Here is a 17,376-nt window from a genome sequence, read left to right as displayed (position 1 = left end):
TATTCTGGATAAATGGATCGTGGCTAAAAAAATTCACCGCAGAGGTGTATTGTTTTTCTCTGCATGCTTCTGCGCTCTCTACGGTTTTTTTGAATAGTCCCAGTAAATAATATAAAGTCTTGTAAATGAGAGACATATTTCTATATCTGTGAAAAATAGTAAATGGCAGGATTGGATAGCTATTAAAAATTAAAGGTAAGCTCTTCCATTTCCTACCCTTATAATTCGAATTTATTGTAATATATCTACTAGTATATTTATATATATATATATATAAATATACTACATTCATTATAATCGATTTATTATTATTTCTTTCGCCCCATCCAACCAGTACCTTTGCAGGTTCTGCAAGGGGCTCCAATCATCAAATAACCTCTGCCTTTACAGAATTGGCATTGTACCGGAGGTTCTGCTACCATGAAAGTCTTATTCCCTTTACAGGCAATGCATGTCTTACCCTCTGATTCTCCGGTACCACCACAATATCCACAAGGTTCTTCAACATAAGTTTTCTCAGCCATATTTATCATCTCACCAAGATTCATTAATACTTGACACATTTATCATGGTTTATTATTACTTATATATTTGTGGTATTGATTTCCATCGATTAACGCATTTTCTTGAGCAAGTTCTCAGATGTTTTCCATGAATGCCTGGCAATATCCGGAAGACTTCCATGTTCCTTTATCCACTTTTCCATGAATTTTCTTGTTTTCGGATCTGACGGATATCCGCTGCCCAGCGGCAAACCAATCTTTTTTTCAATCTCCCTCACACACCTGTCCCTTCTGACTTTGGCAAGAATGGAAGCAGCCGATACAATGGGAAAAAGGTCATCTGCCTTATGTTTTGCTATGATCTCAATGGAAGCCTTGTGTTTTTTACTTACATTCTCCCCAAATCGCTCTTCATTAACATCAGAGGCATCCAGATAAGCCTTTTGTGGGCCAAGCTGGTCCAGTACTTTAGCGTGGCATATTACCATTATCTGGTTCATGTTCATTATCTTCCTGAACTCGTCGATCTGCCGGGCACTTACATCAAGGATGTAATAGTCATCAACAAGCTCCCTTATCTTTGATGCAAGGTAATTCCTTCGCATAGGGGAAAGGACTTTTGAGTCCTTTACTCCAAGTTTTTTAAGTTCAGGTAGCTTGCTCTCCTCAATTACTATTCCTGCAACTATCATAGGACCTAAAACAGGTCCTTTTCCAGCCTCATCCACACCAGCTACAAGCATATTATCTATTCCTGAATGTAACACATTCGATTGAAGTGATTATATTTGAATGCTTTTAGTAAAAATATAATCATATTTAGTATATATTAATAGTGTAGAATTGCGAAAGCGTTTAATAATATTGAATAAATTTAGAGCCAAACCTTGGTCAAATGATAAAATATAATCAACTATTCCCATATGTATTATATTTTCTACTACATAATAGAATATAAAAAACAAATAGAAAAAAATAATAAATGATTTTTAATAAATTAATATATTTACTTAGTACTATAGTGGGAAATTGAATTTTAGAATATTTAAGGTTTATTGTAAATATACCTGACCAAATAAAGGAGAGCATACCCCCAATGGTTATTAAAAAAGGCAAATTTACCATAGAAGGTCTGGAAAACGTCCAGATAAACATAGACAAGGTAACATCTTCTGATGAAGAAAAAGAAGAGCCACAAGGTCCAACTCCTGCACCCGATATACATGAACTGCGGGATTGGGATATGAGGCTGCTTAAGCGGTACGAACCCGTTTATTCGCCTATTTGCGATCTGTGCTGTTACTGTACCTATGGCAAGTGTGACCTGACAGGCAACAAGGAAGGTGCTTGCGGTATCAACATGGAAGCCCACCAGGCCCGCGAAGCCATGCTAAGGACCTTGACAGGTGCAGCCGCCCACGCGGGCCACGGCAGACACTTGCTGAACCATCTTATCAAGCGTTTTGGAGCTGACCATCCTATCGATGTGGGGCCCAGTGACATAAAAGCACCGGTCACCCAGACTGTATTGGGTATTAAACCGGAGACCATTGGTGATTTCGTTCCTGTACTGGACTATGTGGAAGAGCAGATAACACAACTGCTGGCTACAACCCATATTGGCCAGGAAGGGAGTGCCATAGATTTTGAATCCAAAGCCCTGCATGCAGGTATGGTAGACCATGTTGGCATGGAAGTATCTGATATTATCCAGATATCCTGCCTGGATATGCCAAAAAGCCAGGCCGATGCTCCACTGGTCGATGTGGGTATGGGTATAATTGATTCCACCAAACCAGTGCTTTTATGTATAGGCCATAATGTGGCTGCTGTCACATATATTATGGACTATATGGATGAGCATGACCTGTTTGACAAGATAGAATTAGCTGCCATTTGCTGCACGGCACATGACATGACCCGGGTCAATCCCAAGGCAAAGGTAGTGGGGTCTTTGTCAAAACAGCTTAAATACATCCGCTCAGGCATCCCTGACCTGATAATTGTGGATGAACAATGTATCAGGGCCGATATGATGCGGGAAACCAGTAAACTTCATATTCCGGTCATTGCTACCAATGATAAGGTTATGTACGGTCTGCCTGACAGGAGCAAAGATGATATTGATGACATTATCCGTGACCTTGCATCAGGTGACCAGCCCGGTGTCTTATTGTTCGACTATGATAAGGTCGGTGAACTGGCCCCGAAACTTGTCATGAAGATGGCACCGATACGCAAGGAAAAAGGTATTACTGCCCTGCCCAGTGATGATGAGTTCAAAAAACTGGCCTCAAGCTGCACCCAGTGTGGTGCATGTGTGATCGGCTGCCCACAAGGACTTGAAATTGATAAAGCAATGGAGGCTGCAGTAGAAGGCAACCTGACACTGTTCGAGGAATTGCATGATAAATGTATAGGCTGCGGACGGTGCGATGTTGAATGTCCTAAGAACATTCCGGTACTGGATGTGATAGAGAAAGCGTCCCAGAAAGTCATCCGTGAAGAGAAAGGAAAGCTCAGGACTGGCCGGGGCCAGGTAGGAGACCCTGAGATCAGGGAAGAGGGTGTCAACCTTGTACTCGGGACCACACCCGGTGTAGTGGCTATCATTGGCTGCCCAAACTATCCCGACGGTAGCCGCGATGTATATGAAATTGCCGAGGAGATGTTGCAGCGGAGTTATATTGTCGTTACTTCAGGCTGCAGTGCCATGGATATTGGCATGTTCAAAGATGACGAGGGTAAGACCCTGTATGAGCGATACGGAGGGGGTTTCCTCAAAGGTAACCTGCTAAATACCGGTTCATGTGTTTCAAACGCCCACATAACAGCCACTACTATCAAGGTAGCTGCCATATTTGCCAGGCGTGATATTACCGGCAACTTTGAAGAGATCGCAGATTATGTGATGAACAGGATAGGAGCCGTGGGCCTGGCATGGGGTGGATCTACACAGAAGGCACTTTCCATCGGTACAGGCTGTAACCGTCTTGGTATACCTGTAGTATTGGGACCCCACGGACCCAAATACAGGCGGGCATACCCGGGCAAGGCTTATGATAAGGATAAATGGAACATCTTGGATGCCAGGAACGGTTCAGTGCATAATGTCGAACCTGCACCCGAACATCTGTTGATATCAGCAGAAAATAAAGCAGAGCTCATGCCCCTGCTGGCTAAACTCTGCTTCAGGCCCGGTGACAATAACCTGGGACGCATGCTCAAGCTGACCCATTACAACGACCTGAGCGAACAGTCTCTGGACGTGCTGCCTGATGACTGGCATATTTATGTGAGAAGTGAAGCTGACCTGCCCCTGGCAAAGAGGGAGAAGCTGCTTAAGATACTGGAAGAGGAACATGGCTGGAAGATCGACTGGGACAGGAAAAAAATACTTGAAGGTCCTGCAAGGAAGGTTGACATTTCCTTCCAGCCCACAAATGTACCCCGGCTGTGCAAGGGGGCGGTCGAATAATGGCAGCTAAGGAATTGGATACCACCAGAAATGCAGTACCCTTTGACAAGGCTAATATTCCCGGACCAAAGATGGCAAAAGCCGTTAAAGCAGAGGTGGCAGGTAAGTTTATTTCAAAGGCAAAGCGTCCGCTGCTCATCGTGGGGACAGCGGCTGGTGATGATGGTGTCATTGAAATTGTCAGGACCATGGCTGGAAAAGGCATACCTGTGGCTGCTACGGGAAGTAGCTTGAAGCGGTTGAAAGAGGAAGGCATTGATGCCACCTACGTCAACCTGCATGCACTGGTCTCATACCTGAAAGACCCTGACTGGAAGGGTTTTGATGGCAAAGGTGGATATGATACAACCATATTCCTCGGGCATACGTACTACTATGCCAGCCAGTTGATGTCCACGTTAAAGAATTTTACAAAAATTAAGGTAATCTCTATTGACAGGCACTATCATCCAAATGCCGGGCAATCATTCGGCAACCTTAAACCGGATGATTTTATCAAGGCACTGGATGTGGTTGTAGCACAATTATAACGAATTACAGAGAATTACTGGCAAGGAAGATCAATAATAAAAAAATGTGAGGATTTTATAATGGCAGATGAATTCCCGTTTGAAATATCCCCTATGTTCGAAGGTGAAAGGGTCCGTAAAGATGATATGTATGTTGAACTGGCTGGTCCGAAATCCAAAGGGTTCGAACTGGTAAATGCAGTGGAAACAGATGAGATCGAGGATGGTAAATTCACGCTTATCGGTCCTGACATCTCTGATATGGAAGAAGGAGGGCGTTATCCACTGGCTATGATATACCGTATTGCAGGAGAACTGGTGGAACCTGACCTGGAAGCTATTGTTGAAAGACGCAACCATGATTTCCAGAATTACATCCAGGGTGTTATGCACTTGAACCAGCGGTATGATGTATGGCTCAGGATCAACAAGGATTCCATCGCGAAAGGTCTCAATTCCTTTGAAGATATTGCAAAGGCTACCATGATGCTGTTCACGAATGAACTGCCATTTATAGAGAAGATCGAGGCCACATATATCACTGACATGGAGAAGGTAGAAGAGGAACTGGCAAAGGCAATGGAAAGATATGCTGCCAGGGACGAGAGGACACGCAACCTCCATGATGAGGACGTGGATACTTTCTACGGCTGCAGCCTGTGCCAGAGTTTCGCACCGACCAGTGTATGTGTGATAACTCCAGACAGGATCGCACTGTGTGGTGCAATCAACTGGTTCGACGGCAGGGCAGCAGCAAAGGTGGACCCTGAAGGCCCCCAGTTCCCGATTGAAAAAGGCGAACTACTGGACGAAATTGGCGGTGAGTATTCAGGTGTCAACGAGGTCGCTCAGAAACTCTCTGGCGGCGAATACAACAGGATCAAGATTCATAGTTTCTTTGAGTTTCCCCATACCTCATGCGGATGTTTTGAGGTTGTAGGATTCTATATGCCGGAAGTTGATGGTATCGGCTGGGTTGACCGGGATTACACTGGCATGGCCCCTAACGGGCTTGCCTTCAGTACGATGGCTGGCCAGACCGGCGGCGGTAAACAGGTTATTGGCTTTTTGGGTGTTGGGGTCAACTATTTCCGCTCACCAAAGTTCATCCAGGCGGATGGCGGTTGGAACAGAGTGGTCTGGATGCCAAAAATCCTCAAGGATAAGGTACTGGCTGATATCCCTGCAGAGATCGTTGACAAAGTGGCTACAGAAGAGGATGCACAGGACCTGGATACCTTGAAGGAATTCCTCAAAGAGAAAGATCATCCTGTGGTTAAGAACTGGGGTGCTGATGAGGATGAAGAAGTGGATGAAGAATCAACTGGAACTTCAACAGCTATGCCGGTATTTGGCATGCCTGATCCTGCCATGCTGCAGAACATCCCGCCGATGACCGGCGGTGGTAGCGGTGGTATAAAAATTACCCTGAAGAATGCCAAGGTCTCAATCGACAAGATCATACTGAGCAGTAAGAAATAACTTTCCAGAGGCAGTGCCTTGAAAGTCGTAGCAATTACCGGGAAGGGAGGTACAGGCAAGACTGCTGTAGCAGCCATGCTCATCCGTTGGCTGGTGAACAGGGATGCAACCATCCTGGCCATTGACGCTGACCCTGACTCCAATCTGCCAGAGGCGCTGGGGGATGTGGTTGGACAAACCCTGGCAGACCAGCGGGAGTTCCTGCTTGAGGAGCGGGATAATCTGCCGCCGGATACTGATAAGGAACTGTTGCTGGAGTCCAGGATATACAGTGTACTTGCCGAGCAACATGGGTATGACCTGCTGGTGATGGGCAGGCCCGAAGGCAGTGGATGTTATTGCTTTACCAACAACTTGCTGCGCAACATAATGGACCGGATCATGAAGAACTATGACCTGGTGATCATTGATACAGCAGCTGGCCTGGAACACCTGAGCCGTGGAATTATCCGGGATGTTGACGAACTTGTTGTAGTGACTGACGGTTCCAGGCGGGGGCTTAAGACTGCTGAGCGGATACGGGACCTTGAAAAGGAACTGGACCTGAAGGTACGGCATATGTATGTGATACTCAATAAGGTGACACCGCAAAACCGTGAGCGGCTTAATAAATATGCACAGGAATTAGGGCTTAAGGTTGCAGGTATGGTACCATTTGATGAGGATATTGCCAGATTCGACCTGGATGGAAAGGCACTAAGTGAACTGCCTGCGACATCACCTGCGGTGATTGAAATGGAAAACATTATTATGAAATTGGGGATTTAAGAGAACAGATCTACAATTATTTGAAGACATGCGATGAAATAAGGTGGAATCACAATGGCAAAAAAGATCAAGTTATCTGAACTGGGCAGCCTGTTCAATGATATGGACGTGGAATCCCTGGAAGGTGTGACCATTGAAGGTGAAATTGAACTTGAAATGGATGCCGGTAGCGGGCTTGATCCACAACTGGCATATATGCTGGGACATGAAACAGCCCGGATAGCCGAACACTTGAAAAACATATCAAAATTCATGCGATGAAATAAGGTGGAATCACAATGGCAAAAAATATCAAGTTATCTGAACTGGGCAGCCTGTTCAATGATATGGACGTTGAATCCCTGGAAGGTGTGACCATTGAAGGTGACATTGAACTGGATATGGATATCGGTGGCGGGCTTGATCCACAACTGGCATATATGCTGGGACATGAAACGGCCCAGATCGCCCAACACTTGATAAACATATCACGATTATTAGGTTACCCTGTGGACCAGTTGTTCGGGTCAATGGCCCAGGCAGCAGTTCCGGGTCTGACCAGGCCCGGGCAATTGCTGCCATCTAAATTCGAAGTTAATAAAATCGAAGAGTGGAAAAATCCCATACAGGAAGTAATACTGGGTGCCACATCCTCAGACGGTGGTACCAGGAAGAGTACGATCACACTGGGCGGTGAGAACGCGCTGCCCTATTATTTTGACAGTCCCATGCCGCACCGCAACCACATCACTATGGATGTGTTTGATATGCCTATCGGGATGGCAAAGGCTGTGAAGGTCAATTATGAGGATGTGATCGAGAGCCCGGCAGAATGGGCCAAAAAGGTGGTAAATGATTTTGGTGCCGACATGGTGACCATCCACCTTATCAGTACAGACCCCGGTATCAAGGATACATCTCCCAGGGAAGCTGCCGAGACCGTGGCTGATGTGTTGCAGGCTGTGGATGTACCGATCGTTATCGGCGGCAGCGGCAACCCTGAAAAAGACCCCGAAGTGCTGGAGAAGGCCGCTGAAGTGGCTGAGGGCGAGCGTGTACTACTGGCCAGTGCAAGCCTGAACCTTGATTATGAACGTATTGCAAAGGCTGCCACTGATTACGGGCATGTGGTGCTCTCATGGACCCAGCTTGAGATAAATGCCCAGAAGGAGTTGAACCGCAAACTGATGAAGCAGTGCAATGTAAAGCGTGAGGATATTGTCATGGACCCCACAACCGCTGCACTGGGATACGGCCTGGATTATGCTTATACTAACATGGAGCGAATACGCCTGGCAGGTCTTATCGGAGACGAGGAACTGTCATTTCCCATGAGCAGCGGTACTACCAATGCATGGGGTGCCAGGGAAGCCTGGATGGTAGGTTCCCCGCTTAAGGAAGACAGCGACTGGGGACCCAGGGAATACAGGGGTCCGATCTGGGAGATAGTGACCGGCCTGACCCTTTCACTGGCAGGCAACGATTTGTTCATGATGATGCATCCCGGTTCGGTAGCTGTGCTAAAGGAGATTACCCAGAGCCTGCACGGTTCACTTGAGAGGGATGCAGTGGATATATCCGACTGGGTCACGGCGGAGGTGTGAAAATGAAAGTCAACAGCCCACTTGAAGTTTATAAGTTCCTGCCCCAGACCAATTGCGGTGATTGCGGTGAAGCCACTTGCATGGCTTTTGCATCCCACATGATCGACCGTTCATTAAAACTGGAAGACTGCCCGCCTCTGCTTGAGGATAAGTTCAGGAAAAAGTACCTGAAGCTGGCAGAACTGCTGGCACCTGAGATAAGGGAAGTGATGATAGGTACCGGCGAACACACTGTGTCTGTGGGCGGCGATGATATACTGTACCGTCACCAGCTTACATTCTTTAACCAGCCTGCACTTGCTGTGGATGTGTGGGATACTATGAGCGAGGATGAACTGGTAGAACGGATCAAGTTCATTAATGAGTATAAAAAATTCTATGTTGGCAGGTTCCTGAAACTTGACATGGTTGCTATTCGCAGTACTTCCGGCGACCCTGACAAGTTCAAACAGGCTGTTACTATTGCGGCCGGGAACACTGAACTGCCGCTGATCCTGTGCAGCCTGGACCCAAAGGTGCTGAAAAGCGGCCTGGAAGTAGTGGCTGACAAAAAGCCTATGCTGTATGCTGCCACAAAGGATAACTGGCAGGATGTGGCCGATCTGGTTATGGAGTATGATGTACCACTGGTACTGTTCTCTCCTGACGACCTTGATACTTTAAAGAGCCTGGCTGCCACGTTTTTGGAGATGGGACGTGAGGATCTGGTACTTGACCCTGGCACAAATCCACAGGGTAAGTCGTTACGGGAATCATTTGAGAATTTCCTTATGATAAGGCGTGCCGGAATCAGGGAAGGACAGCGTGATATTGCTTTCCCGCTGCTGGCAGTGCCTATGACGGCATACCTTGCCAATGACGACCCTGTTTCTGCCAGTTACTGGGAGACTGTCCTGGCTTCGGTGTTCACGGTGCGTTACGGTGATATCATGATAGTACACAGCATCGAGCCTTATGCCCTGCTGCCAGAGCTGCATATCAGGGATACTATTTACACTGACCCGAGGACGCCTGTAAAAGTAGACCCAAAGGTGTATGAGGTGGGTTCGCCTGACAAGGATTCTCCTGTATTTGTGACAACCAACTTCGCACTGACGTATTATACTGTAGAGAGTGATCTGGCCAGTAGCGGTATTGACTGTTACCTGCTGGCTACCGATACTGACGGCCTTGGTGTGGAGGCTGCGGTGGCAGGCGGGCAGATGACAGGGCAGAAAGTGTCTGATGAGTTCAAGAGGCTTGGTTTCGATTTCAGTGAAATGACCGCTCACAATACGGTCATTCTTCCGGGACTGGCTGCACGCCTGCAGGGCGATATGGAGGATGCCAGTGGACTGAAGGTGAAGATCAGACCGCCTGACAGCGGACGGATAGCGGGATGGATGCAGAATCACTGGCCTCCCGAGTGAGAGGATGGAGATATCCAATGGGAAGAAGGTTGATGAGATAAAGTTTATATTGAATTGGCTGTTTGAGATAAGATGATGAGTATTTTCGATAGGTTGTTTGGAAAGACCGCTGAAGAATGGTTTGAGTTAGGGCTTAAAGAAAAAAACTCAGAGAAGAAAGTGAAATATTACACGAAAGCATTGAAGATAGACCCAGAGTATGCTGCCGCGTGGATGCACAAAGGTAATGCTCTTGATCATTTGAAAAAATATGATAAGGCGATAAGGTGTTATGATCAAGCTCTTGGAATAGACCCAGAGTATGCTGCTGCTTGGAGGTGCAAAGGCAATACTCTTGATCATTTGAAAAAATATGATAAGGCGATAAGGTGTTATGATCAAGCTCTTGGAATAGACCCAAAGGATGCTTATGTGTGGATGTGCAAAGGCGGTACTCTTGATAATTTGAAAAAATATAATGAGGCGATAAGGTGTTATAATCAAGCTCTTGAAATAGACCCAAAGGATGCTTATGTGTGGAATCGAAAGGGTTTAAGTTTTTTAAGTTTAAAAAGATATGGGGAGGTAGTAATGTGTTATGACAAAGCTCTTGAAATAGACCCAAAGAATTCTTTTACGTGGAATTTAAAAAGCTTTGTCCTTAGTTCGGCGGAAAATATTTCGATTGAAATGGAAATGGGAGGGATAGCGTGTACTAAAAAAGCTATCAAGCATATGGACTTAAGTAAAATAAGCCCAGAAGCTGCAACATGGTATAAGAAAGGCAATGCTCTTCGCCATTTAGGAGACTACGAGGGAGCGGTAAAGTGTTTTGATAAAGCTCTTAAAATAGACCCAAAGGATGATGCTACATGGTATGTCAAAGGCGACGCCCTCCGTCATTTAGGAAAGTATGAGGAAGCGATAAGGTGTTTTGATAAAGCTCTCAAAATAGATCCAGAGGATGCTTTTGTGTGGAAGAGCAAAGGCAACGTCTTCAATCATATGGGAAAATATGAGGAAACAATAAGGTGTTATGATAAAGCTCTAAGATCGTACTCATTTGATGCTGATGCGTGGCATGTCAAAGGCGATGCCCTTCGTCATTCAGGAAAGCACGAGGAAGCGCTAATGTGTTATAACAAAGCCCTCGAAATAGACCCGAGTTGTGAGAAGGCAAAACAAAATAAAAAAAAATGCAATAATTGAACAGCTAAAATGGGGTACGATCTATTGAACTCCTTCCAGCTAAACAAATATGCTCAGTTTATTCTTGAATATCTACCTCTATCTTGATGAATAATTTGACAATGTACCTCTGAAAAAACGTGATCTAAGGGTGAATTTGATCCAGATCCCCTTCTACTGATAGGTATAGCCTTTTCAATGATTTCTTTCATATAATTTAAATATATTTATTCAGTGGTTCGTATTTTAGACATTTTATGCTTTCTGTATACCTGATGTAAGACTAAAAACTCAATAAATAAGATCAAAAAAATGCAGTGAGAGACAAAACGGGAATTGCTGTCGCTCATGCAGTTACCTCAAGAGCAACAAGGCTGAAAGAGTTCATCTTTTCAATTGCCTCTCCGCTTTCGAGGATATCTTCTAAATGCAGGCAAATAGCATCTTTTATATTTTCAAGAGTTTCTTCATAAGTATCCCCCTGGGAGTAACAGCCCTGCAATGCCGGGCACATTGCAAAATAGCCATATTCGTCTTTTTCTATTACAACAGGGAGCGTATATTTTTCCATTATTAAAATCTCCTTGAAGATTATTGATTTGGAAAGTATTTAATGATTACATTGACCCCTGTAATATCAAAGTCTTCGCCGGCTGTTCACCCATACCGCCAATAGCTCACTCATACCCCACCTTGCCCATCTTCCCAAACTCATATTCTGTGGCCCGCTCTCAATGAAATGCCTGCCTTATATGTGCAGACCGGTACCACTCTCATTTTTATTAAAATCGGGATGCGCCTAAAATTGCCAACATTGGTAATTTTCACACAATGCGGTTATTGATTTGATCGGACTAAAACTCTATGCTATAGTCTGCATTTCATCTTCTATCGGATACGGTGGAGTAGTCATGTGTGTTTCAGTGTGCAAGCCATCGAACGGCTTTCAGTCCATCTTCTGTGATTGTGACTCTGTAGGATGGAGTGCCTGATGCACTCTCTTCCGAAGTGACATCATCGATCCTGATAAGTCCGATTGTGTGAAGGAATGCGCAGTTTTTCTTGACTGTTGTGTTGTTGGCTTTTACTTTTTTCGACAGTAAATAGAATGAATAGACCTTTCCATCACTCAACTGCTTTAAAATTTTAATCTTTATCTCATCGTTGATATTCAGTTCCATCTAACATATAAAGAATGGGACAAACATCTTTATATAGAATAATTGTACATTTGCGGTAGTAATAACGTGGATACGTTAGCAATCAGTAGGATGAAATAAGCATAAAGGGATATATAATAGGCGAGACCATAGTGGCTGGTGAGTATAGATACGCAGAGGTATAATCATGGCGAAAATAAAATGTGATATATGTGGAAAAGGCGATAGAGACGTAGGATGGCCCGGAACAAAGATATGCCCGCACTGCGGAGCATTTGCGTGCAGTGATTGTGGAAAGGGCAGATCAACATGCCCCAAGTGTCATAAGTCGTATTAATCCAAAAATTCGACGGCAGGCCAGTTTTAACGGATAATTTTGTAAAAAATTCTTAAAATACATCAACCAGTAATACATTTCATCCGTATGGAGTAATATTATGGGTTTATTTAAAACGAAGGAAAAAGAAAAGACTGCGAATGAGTGGTTTTTATTAGGAGCTAACGCGAAAGATCCTGAGACTCGGGTGGAATGTTTTACGAAAGTACTGGAGCTTGATCCAGAGGACGTTTATGCGTGGGGTTCCAAAGGAGACGCCTTTCGTAACCTTGGCAGGTCTGATGAGGCAATTACATGCTTGGAGAAGGCACTGGAGCTTGATCCAGAAAATGTTCATGCATGGATTCTCAAAGGATACGTCTTTCGTGACCTTGAAAAATATGAGGAAGCGATTACATGCTATGATAGGGCGTTGGAGATAGACTCGGAGAATATTAGTGCATTGAATGACAAAGGACATATTTTTTGCAACATCGGTAGGTATGATAAGGCAATTACATGTTTTGATAAATTACTACAAATTAATCCAAATGATGCTGTTATATTACACAATAGAGGAAGCACTCTTCACAATCTTGGAAGACATGATGAAGCGATTGCATGTTGTAATAAAACGCTGGAGATAGATCCGGAGAATGCTAAAGCGTGGAAGATTAAGGGGACTTCCCTTGGATTGCTAAAGGTATCTGATGATGCCGTTATATGCTTTGATAAGTCATTGCAGATCGATCCAAATGATGCTTATACGTGGATTTTTAAAGGATTTGCCCTTTATGATTTGGAAAGGTTTGATGAAACAATCACGTGCTGTGGCACTGCATTAGAGTTAGATCCAGAGAATGATGATGCATTGAAACTCAGAGAAAAAGCCCTTCGCTATAAAGTAGAAAATGAAGTTGAAGCAAAAACTACGGACGAATGCTTTCAATTGGAAGTGGACGCAGAAGACCCGGAAAAAAGAGTGGAATATTATACGAAATCACTAGAGCTTGATCCAGACGATTCTATAACATGGTATAACAAAGGAAATGCTCTTCGCGAGTTAGGTCAGCATGATGATGCAATTCAATGCTATGATAAAGCATTGGATTTAGATTCAGATAACGATAGTGCATGGTATAACAAAGGAACCATCCTTCTTGCTAAACTTGGTAGATTAGATGAAGCAATCACTTGCTTTGATAAAGTGCTGGAACTCAATCCTGAAAATGCTTCGGCATTGTATAAAAAAGGACATGCTCTTAGCCTTCTGGAAAGGTATGATGAGGCAATTACTTGCTATGATAAGTCACTGCAATTCGATCCAGACAATGTTGTCGTATTGGATAACAAAGGATTCGCTCTTAGCAACCTTGGTAGATTGGATGAGGCAATCATCTGCTTTGATAAATCATTGGAGCTGGACCCAAATAATGCATATGCAAGAAACAATAGGGAACGTTCAGCTAGGAAATTAAGAAAGGGATATACCAATGAAAAAAAATTAGAAGGAAAAACTGCTTACGAATGGTTTCAATTAGGGCGTAACACGGAAGATACTGAGACTCAGGTAGAATGTTTTGCAAAAGCATTGGAGCTTGATCCAGAAAATGAACATGCATGGTTATATAAAGGGGGTAGCCATATTGCTCTTGAAAATTATGATGAGGCAATCGAGTGCTTTAATGAGGTTCTGCAAATAAATCCCAAAAGTATCGATGATACGATGCTTACAAAATTGGGTTGCACTTTTGGAGGTTTTGGTGAAAAAGAGAAAGCAATATGGTGTTTTACTAAAGCTATTGAGATAAAACCCCATAATGATGATTCATGGTTTTGGAAAGGATACGTATATGCTCAACTTGAAAAATATGATGAAGCTTTTGAATGTTTTGATAATACCATTAAAATCAATGAACAAAATGACGAGGCGTGGTATTATAAAGGATATGTATTGGAAGAAATGGGTGAGCTGGAACAAGCAATTGGTTGCTACAACCAGTCTATTGAAATAAATCCAAATGACGCTGATTATTGGGCTAAGAAAGCAAAAGCATTGAATAAACTTGGTAAACTCGATGATGCTTTAGAATGTATAGAAAAAGCAAATGAATTGAAGGAAGATCAATCCACTGTACAAAGAGCTGAATCTGAAAAAATAAATAAGCAAATTAACACCTTTAACTCCGAAATCAACCGCCTTACAAAAGAACGTACCAAAAAATTCAGTGAAGCAGGAGAACTGGCTTATTCAGAATGCATAGAAAACGCATCCGAATTATCTCCTGTTGCTGAAAACAAATTGGATGATATTTTGGCAATCGACGCTCTCATAAGAAGAACAAATCAAGAAGTGGAAAAAGCAAAAGGTGGGCAGAAAAAGTCTGGATTTTTGGGAAAACTGGGGGATGCAGTCACGTCCACTGCAAAGCAAGGAAAGCTGAAAGTTGAATTATACAATCTCGAAAGAAAGAAAAATAATGCTGTCACCGACTTTGGCATGGCTTTGTGGGATTCTCATAAAATTGGGGAAAATACTTTGCACGAGTTATCTGATGTTTGGCAAGCAATCGACGACCTTGAGCAGCAAATCCATAAAAACAAGGAAGATATCGATAATCTGAAAGAATAGTTGGGATAAATTAAAATCAATATTAAATAAAGAGGTTCAGCGATATGGGTAAAATATCTGGAATAAAGAATTGTATTGCACAGGCCATCCCAAAACTAAAATTTCTATGGAAAATAAATTCAATAAATCCTTTAAATCAAAAACTAATGCCTAAAATTTGCAAATTTTGGACTTTGAGGACAGCCTGTGCAGGGGTGGTTAATGGAGATGTGAAAGATACTAAAGTGCCTCGAAAAGAGGACAAATCAGAAAAAGAAGAGTTTACTCTCGCTACGAGACTAACAAAGCTTGAAACTAATGTAGCAGAACTTACTCAATTATTCAGGGAAAAGATAGATCGTGACGAAGCGAAAAGGGAACTCATTAAGACTGTAACCACGAAACTGCAACAATATGAAAAAGATTTTATCTTTGAAAAATTTCAAAAGAGAGTATTTTTGGATATTGTCCAACTATTTGACCGCATTGAAGATGTTAGAAAGCATGCCAACTTGCCAGAGTCCGATGACTTCAACATGTCACTTGAGAGTTTTCGAATTGAGATATTACAAATATTGGGAAGACAAGGAGTTCGCTTGATAGAAAATGCACCAAAAAGGTTTAACACGGATTTTCAAGAAGCGATAGAGCGGAAACCCACATCTAATCCAGAAGACGATGATGTTATTATTGAAGTAATTAATAAAGGATTCATGTATCAGGAAACTGTGCTACGACCTGAAATGGTTGTTGTAGAAAAATATGACGGAGGAGAATAAAATGGCAAAAGTAATTGGAATAGATCTCGGTACGACACATTCGGCGATGGCGGTTGTAGATGAAACAGGTAGGCCGAAAATCATCATGAATAGCGAAGGAAATAGCACTACCCCTTCAGTAGTCTTATTCCGTGACGAAGAGGTAGTAGTTGGAGGAAGAGCTAAACGTGCTGCCATCGCAGAACCGTATAATGTAGCTTTGGCTACAAAACGCCATATGTGCAAACCTGAATGGGAGTTTACTGATGATAAAGAGAGGACGCATAGACCGGAAGGAGTTTCAGCCCTAATCCTTAAGAAATTAAAGCAAGACGCTGAAAAGCAGCTTGGAGAGGAAATTAATGAAGCTGTGATTACAGTACCCGCATATTTTCAAGACATGGAACGAAATAGAACCAAAACTGCTGGAGAGTTGGCTGGGCTTAAGGTCTTAAGGATAATCAATGAGCCAACAGCTGCTGCAATCGCCTACGGTTTAGAAAATTTGGGGCAGGAAAAGCTGGTAATGGTATATGACCTTGGTGGCGGCACCTTCGACATAACGTTTATGAAGGTTACTGGTCAGAAAATTCGGGTTATAACTTCTGATGGAGATAAGTTTTTGGGGGGTGTGGACTTTGATGCTGCGCTGGTCGAGTACTTCTCGGATCAATTTAAAGAGAAGCATGGCACAGACCCCACAAAGGATCTCAGGACATATCAGGATTTTTATAGTCGTGCTGAGGAGGCAAAAATCGATCTATCAGCAGATACAGTGACCTATGTGAGCCTTTCAGCTTTTGGCAAGACACTGGACATTGAACTTGAGAGAGATCAATTTGAGGATCTTATCCGCCCTCGATTACAGAATAGCATAGATCTGGTCCAAGAAGCGCTTGATGCTGCGAGTGAGAAACTCGGAAAACAAATGGGTTGGAATGACGTAGATAACATACTCCTCGTTGGCGGTTCAACTCGGATACCATTGGTACAGAAAATGGTTGAGGAACTGACAGGAAAAACGCCTGATGTTGGCGTAAATCCAGATGAGGTTGTAGCTATAGGCGCGTCAGTAGTTGCTGCTCATGGAGTTGGGAAACAGGTTGTCGATGCAAACCTTGATACTGTGCCATCGTTGGAGATCGGGGACGTAACCCCTCATTCCCTCGGAATTTGTATTACAGATTCAGAAACCGGCAAGGATCTTAACTCCATCATCATCAAAAAAAATCATAAGATACCGGCACAAGAGTCAAGACCATATACCACGAGGTTCGATAATCAAACTAGTGTATGGATAATAGTTCTTCAGGGCGAGGACGATGATCCCGAATATTGTACTATCATAGGTGACAAAGATGGGTACGTCCTATCTGATATCCCACCAATGCCTAAAGGCGTTCCTGAGATCAGGACAACCATGACTTATGATAAAGAAAATATGATTCATATTACTGCTGAGGAGTTATCTACCGGCAAAAAGTTGGATATAGTTATAAACAATCCATCGCTTCTTACTGAGAAACAACAGGAAAGTATTGCAAAGGAGATTGCTGGTATGACTGTTAAGTGAAGATTTGTTTCTACTAACGGAGAACATCACTTCGCAAAAGCAAGAATGCAGCCACTATA

The 17,376-nt window shown here is 43.4% G+C and carries 14 protein-coding genes; 11 read left to right on the top strand and 3 right to left on the bottom strand.

Annotated elements, in window-relative coordinates; all coding sequences use genetic code 11:
* Nucleotides 1–613 precede the first annotated feature (613 nt).
* Complete coding sequence (locus HF974_06005) at nt 614–1,246, bottom strand: ribonuclease HII (protein ID MBC2697889.1); 633 nt, start codon at nt 1,244–1,246, stop codon at nt 614–616.
* A gap of 353 nt (nt 1,247–1,599) precedes the next feature.
* On the opposite strand from HF974_06005, the gene cdhA reads away from it, so the two are divergent.
* From cdhA to HF974_05965, 8 genes are all read left to right on the top strand, one after another.
* Nucleotides 1,600–3,981, top strand: a complete 2,382-nt coding sequence (cdhA, locus tag HF974_06000) for a CO dehydrogenase/acetyl-CoA synthase complex subunit epsilon (GenBank protein MBC2697888.1) — start codon at nt 1,600–1,602, stop codon at nt 3,979–3,981.
* Nucleotides 3,981–4,511, top strand: coding sequence for a CO dehydrogenase/acetyl-CoA synthase complex subunit epsilon (gene cdhB, locus HF974_05995; GenBank protein ID MBC2697887.1), 531 nt, complete (start codon nt 3,981–3,983; stop codon nt 4,509–4,511). The genes cdhA and cdhB overlap by 1 nt, the downstream gene beginning before the upstream one ends.
* 60 nt (nt 4,512–4,571) lie before the next feature.
* Nucleotides 4,572–5,972 (top strand): CO dehydrogenase/CO-methylating acetyl-CoA synthase complex subunit beta, encoded by a 1,401-nt coding sequence (gene cdhC / locus HF974_05990; protein ID MBC2697886.1) that lies wholly within the window; start codon nt 4,572–4,574, stop codon nt 5,970–5,972.
* Between the two features lie 18 nt (nt 5,973–5,990).
* On the top strand, nt 5,991–6,740 hold the full coding sequence (locus tag HF974_05985) for an AAA family ATPase (protein MBC2697885.1): 750 nt from the start codon (nt 5,991–5,993) through the stop codon (nt 6,738–6,740).
* A 54-nt stretch (nt 6,741–6,794) separates the two neighbouring features.
* On the top strand, nt 6,795–7,001 hold the full coding sequence (locus HF974_05980; protein MBC2697884.1) for a hypothetical protein: 207 nt from the start codon (nt 6,795–6,797) through the stop codon (nt 6,999–7,001).
* A gap of 17 nt (nt 7,002–7,018) precedes the next feature.
* On the top strand, nt 7,019–8,323 hold the full coding sequence (cdhD, locus tag HF974_05975) for a CO dehydrogenase/acetyl-CoA synthase subunit delta (GenBank protein ID MBC2697883.1): 1,305 nt from the start codon (nt 7,019–7,021) through the stop codon (nt 8,321–8,323).
* A gap of 2 nt (nt 8,324–8,325) precedes the next feature.
* On the top strand, nt 8,326–9,732 hold the full coding sequence (locus HF974_05970) for an acetyl-CoA decarbonylase/synthase complex subunit gamma (GenBank protein ID MBC2697882.1): 1,407 nt from the start codon (nt 8,326–8,328) through the stop codon (nt 9,730–9,732).
* 75 nt (nt 9,733–9,807) lie between these two features.
* Entirely contained in the window at nt 9,808–10,920 is a 1,113-nt protein-coding gene (locus HF974_05965) for a tetratricopeptide repeat protein (GenBank protein MBC2697881.1), read from the top strand.
* A 325-nt stretch (nt 10,921–11,245) separates the two neighbouring features.
* Here the strand turns inward: HF974_05965 and HF974_05960 are convergent, their stop codons facing one another.
* Both HF974_05960 and HF974_05955 read right to left on the bottom strand, forming a co-directional pair.
* On the bottom strand, nt 11,246–11,470 hold the full coding sequence (locus HF974_05960; GenBank protein ID MBC2697880.1) for a type II toxin-antitoxin system HicB family antitoxin: 225 nt from the start codon (nt 11,468–11,470) through the stop codon (nt 11,246–11,248).
* A 349-nt stretch (nt 11,471–11,819) separates the two neighbouring features.
* Nucleotides 11,820–12,080, bottom strand: a complete 261-nt coding sequence (locus tag HF974_05955) for a hypothetical protein (GenBank protein MBC2697879.1) — start codon at nt 12,078–12,080, stop codon at nt 11,820–11,822.
* Between the two features lie 416 nt (nt 12,081–12,496).
* Between HF974_05955 and HF974_05950 the strand changes: the two genes are divergently transcribed.
* The 3 genes from HF974_05950 to HF974_05940 are packed head-to-tail and all read left to right on the top strand — an operon-like array spanning nt 12,497 to nt 17,317.
* Nucleotides 12,497–15,007: a tetratricopeptide repeat protein gene (locus tag HF974_05950; protein MBC2697878.1), complete on the top strand. Its 2,511-nt coding sequence runs from the start codon at nt 12,497–12,499 to the stop codon at nt 15,005–15,007.
* A gap of 44 nt (nt 15,008–15,051) precedes the next feature.
* Complete coding sequence (locus HF974_05945; protein ID MBC2697877.1) at nt 15,052–15,765, top strand: nucleotide exchange factor GrpE; 714 nt, start codon at nt 15,052–15,054, stop codon at nt 15,763–15,765.
* A gap of 1 nt (nt 15,766) precedes the next feature.
* Nucleotides 15,767–17,317, top strand: a complete 1,551-nt coding sequence (locus HF974_05940) for an Hsp70 family protein (protein MBC2697876.1) — start codon at nt 15,767–15,769, stop codon at nt 17,315–17,317.
* Nucleotides 17,318–17,376: the final 59 nt, after the last annotated feature.

This window comes from ANME-2 cluster archaeon, from assembly GCA_014237145.1.
Lineage (GTDB): Archaea > Halobacteriota > Methanosarcinia > Methanosarcinales > Methanocomedenaceae > Methanocomedens_A.
Note: the sequence above shows the minus strand (reverse complement) of the source record. Positions and strands in the feature narration are given on the sequence as shown.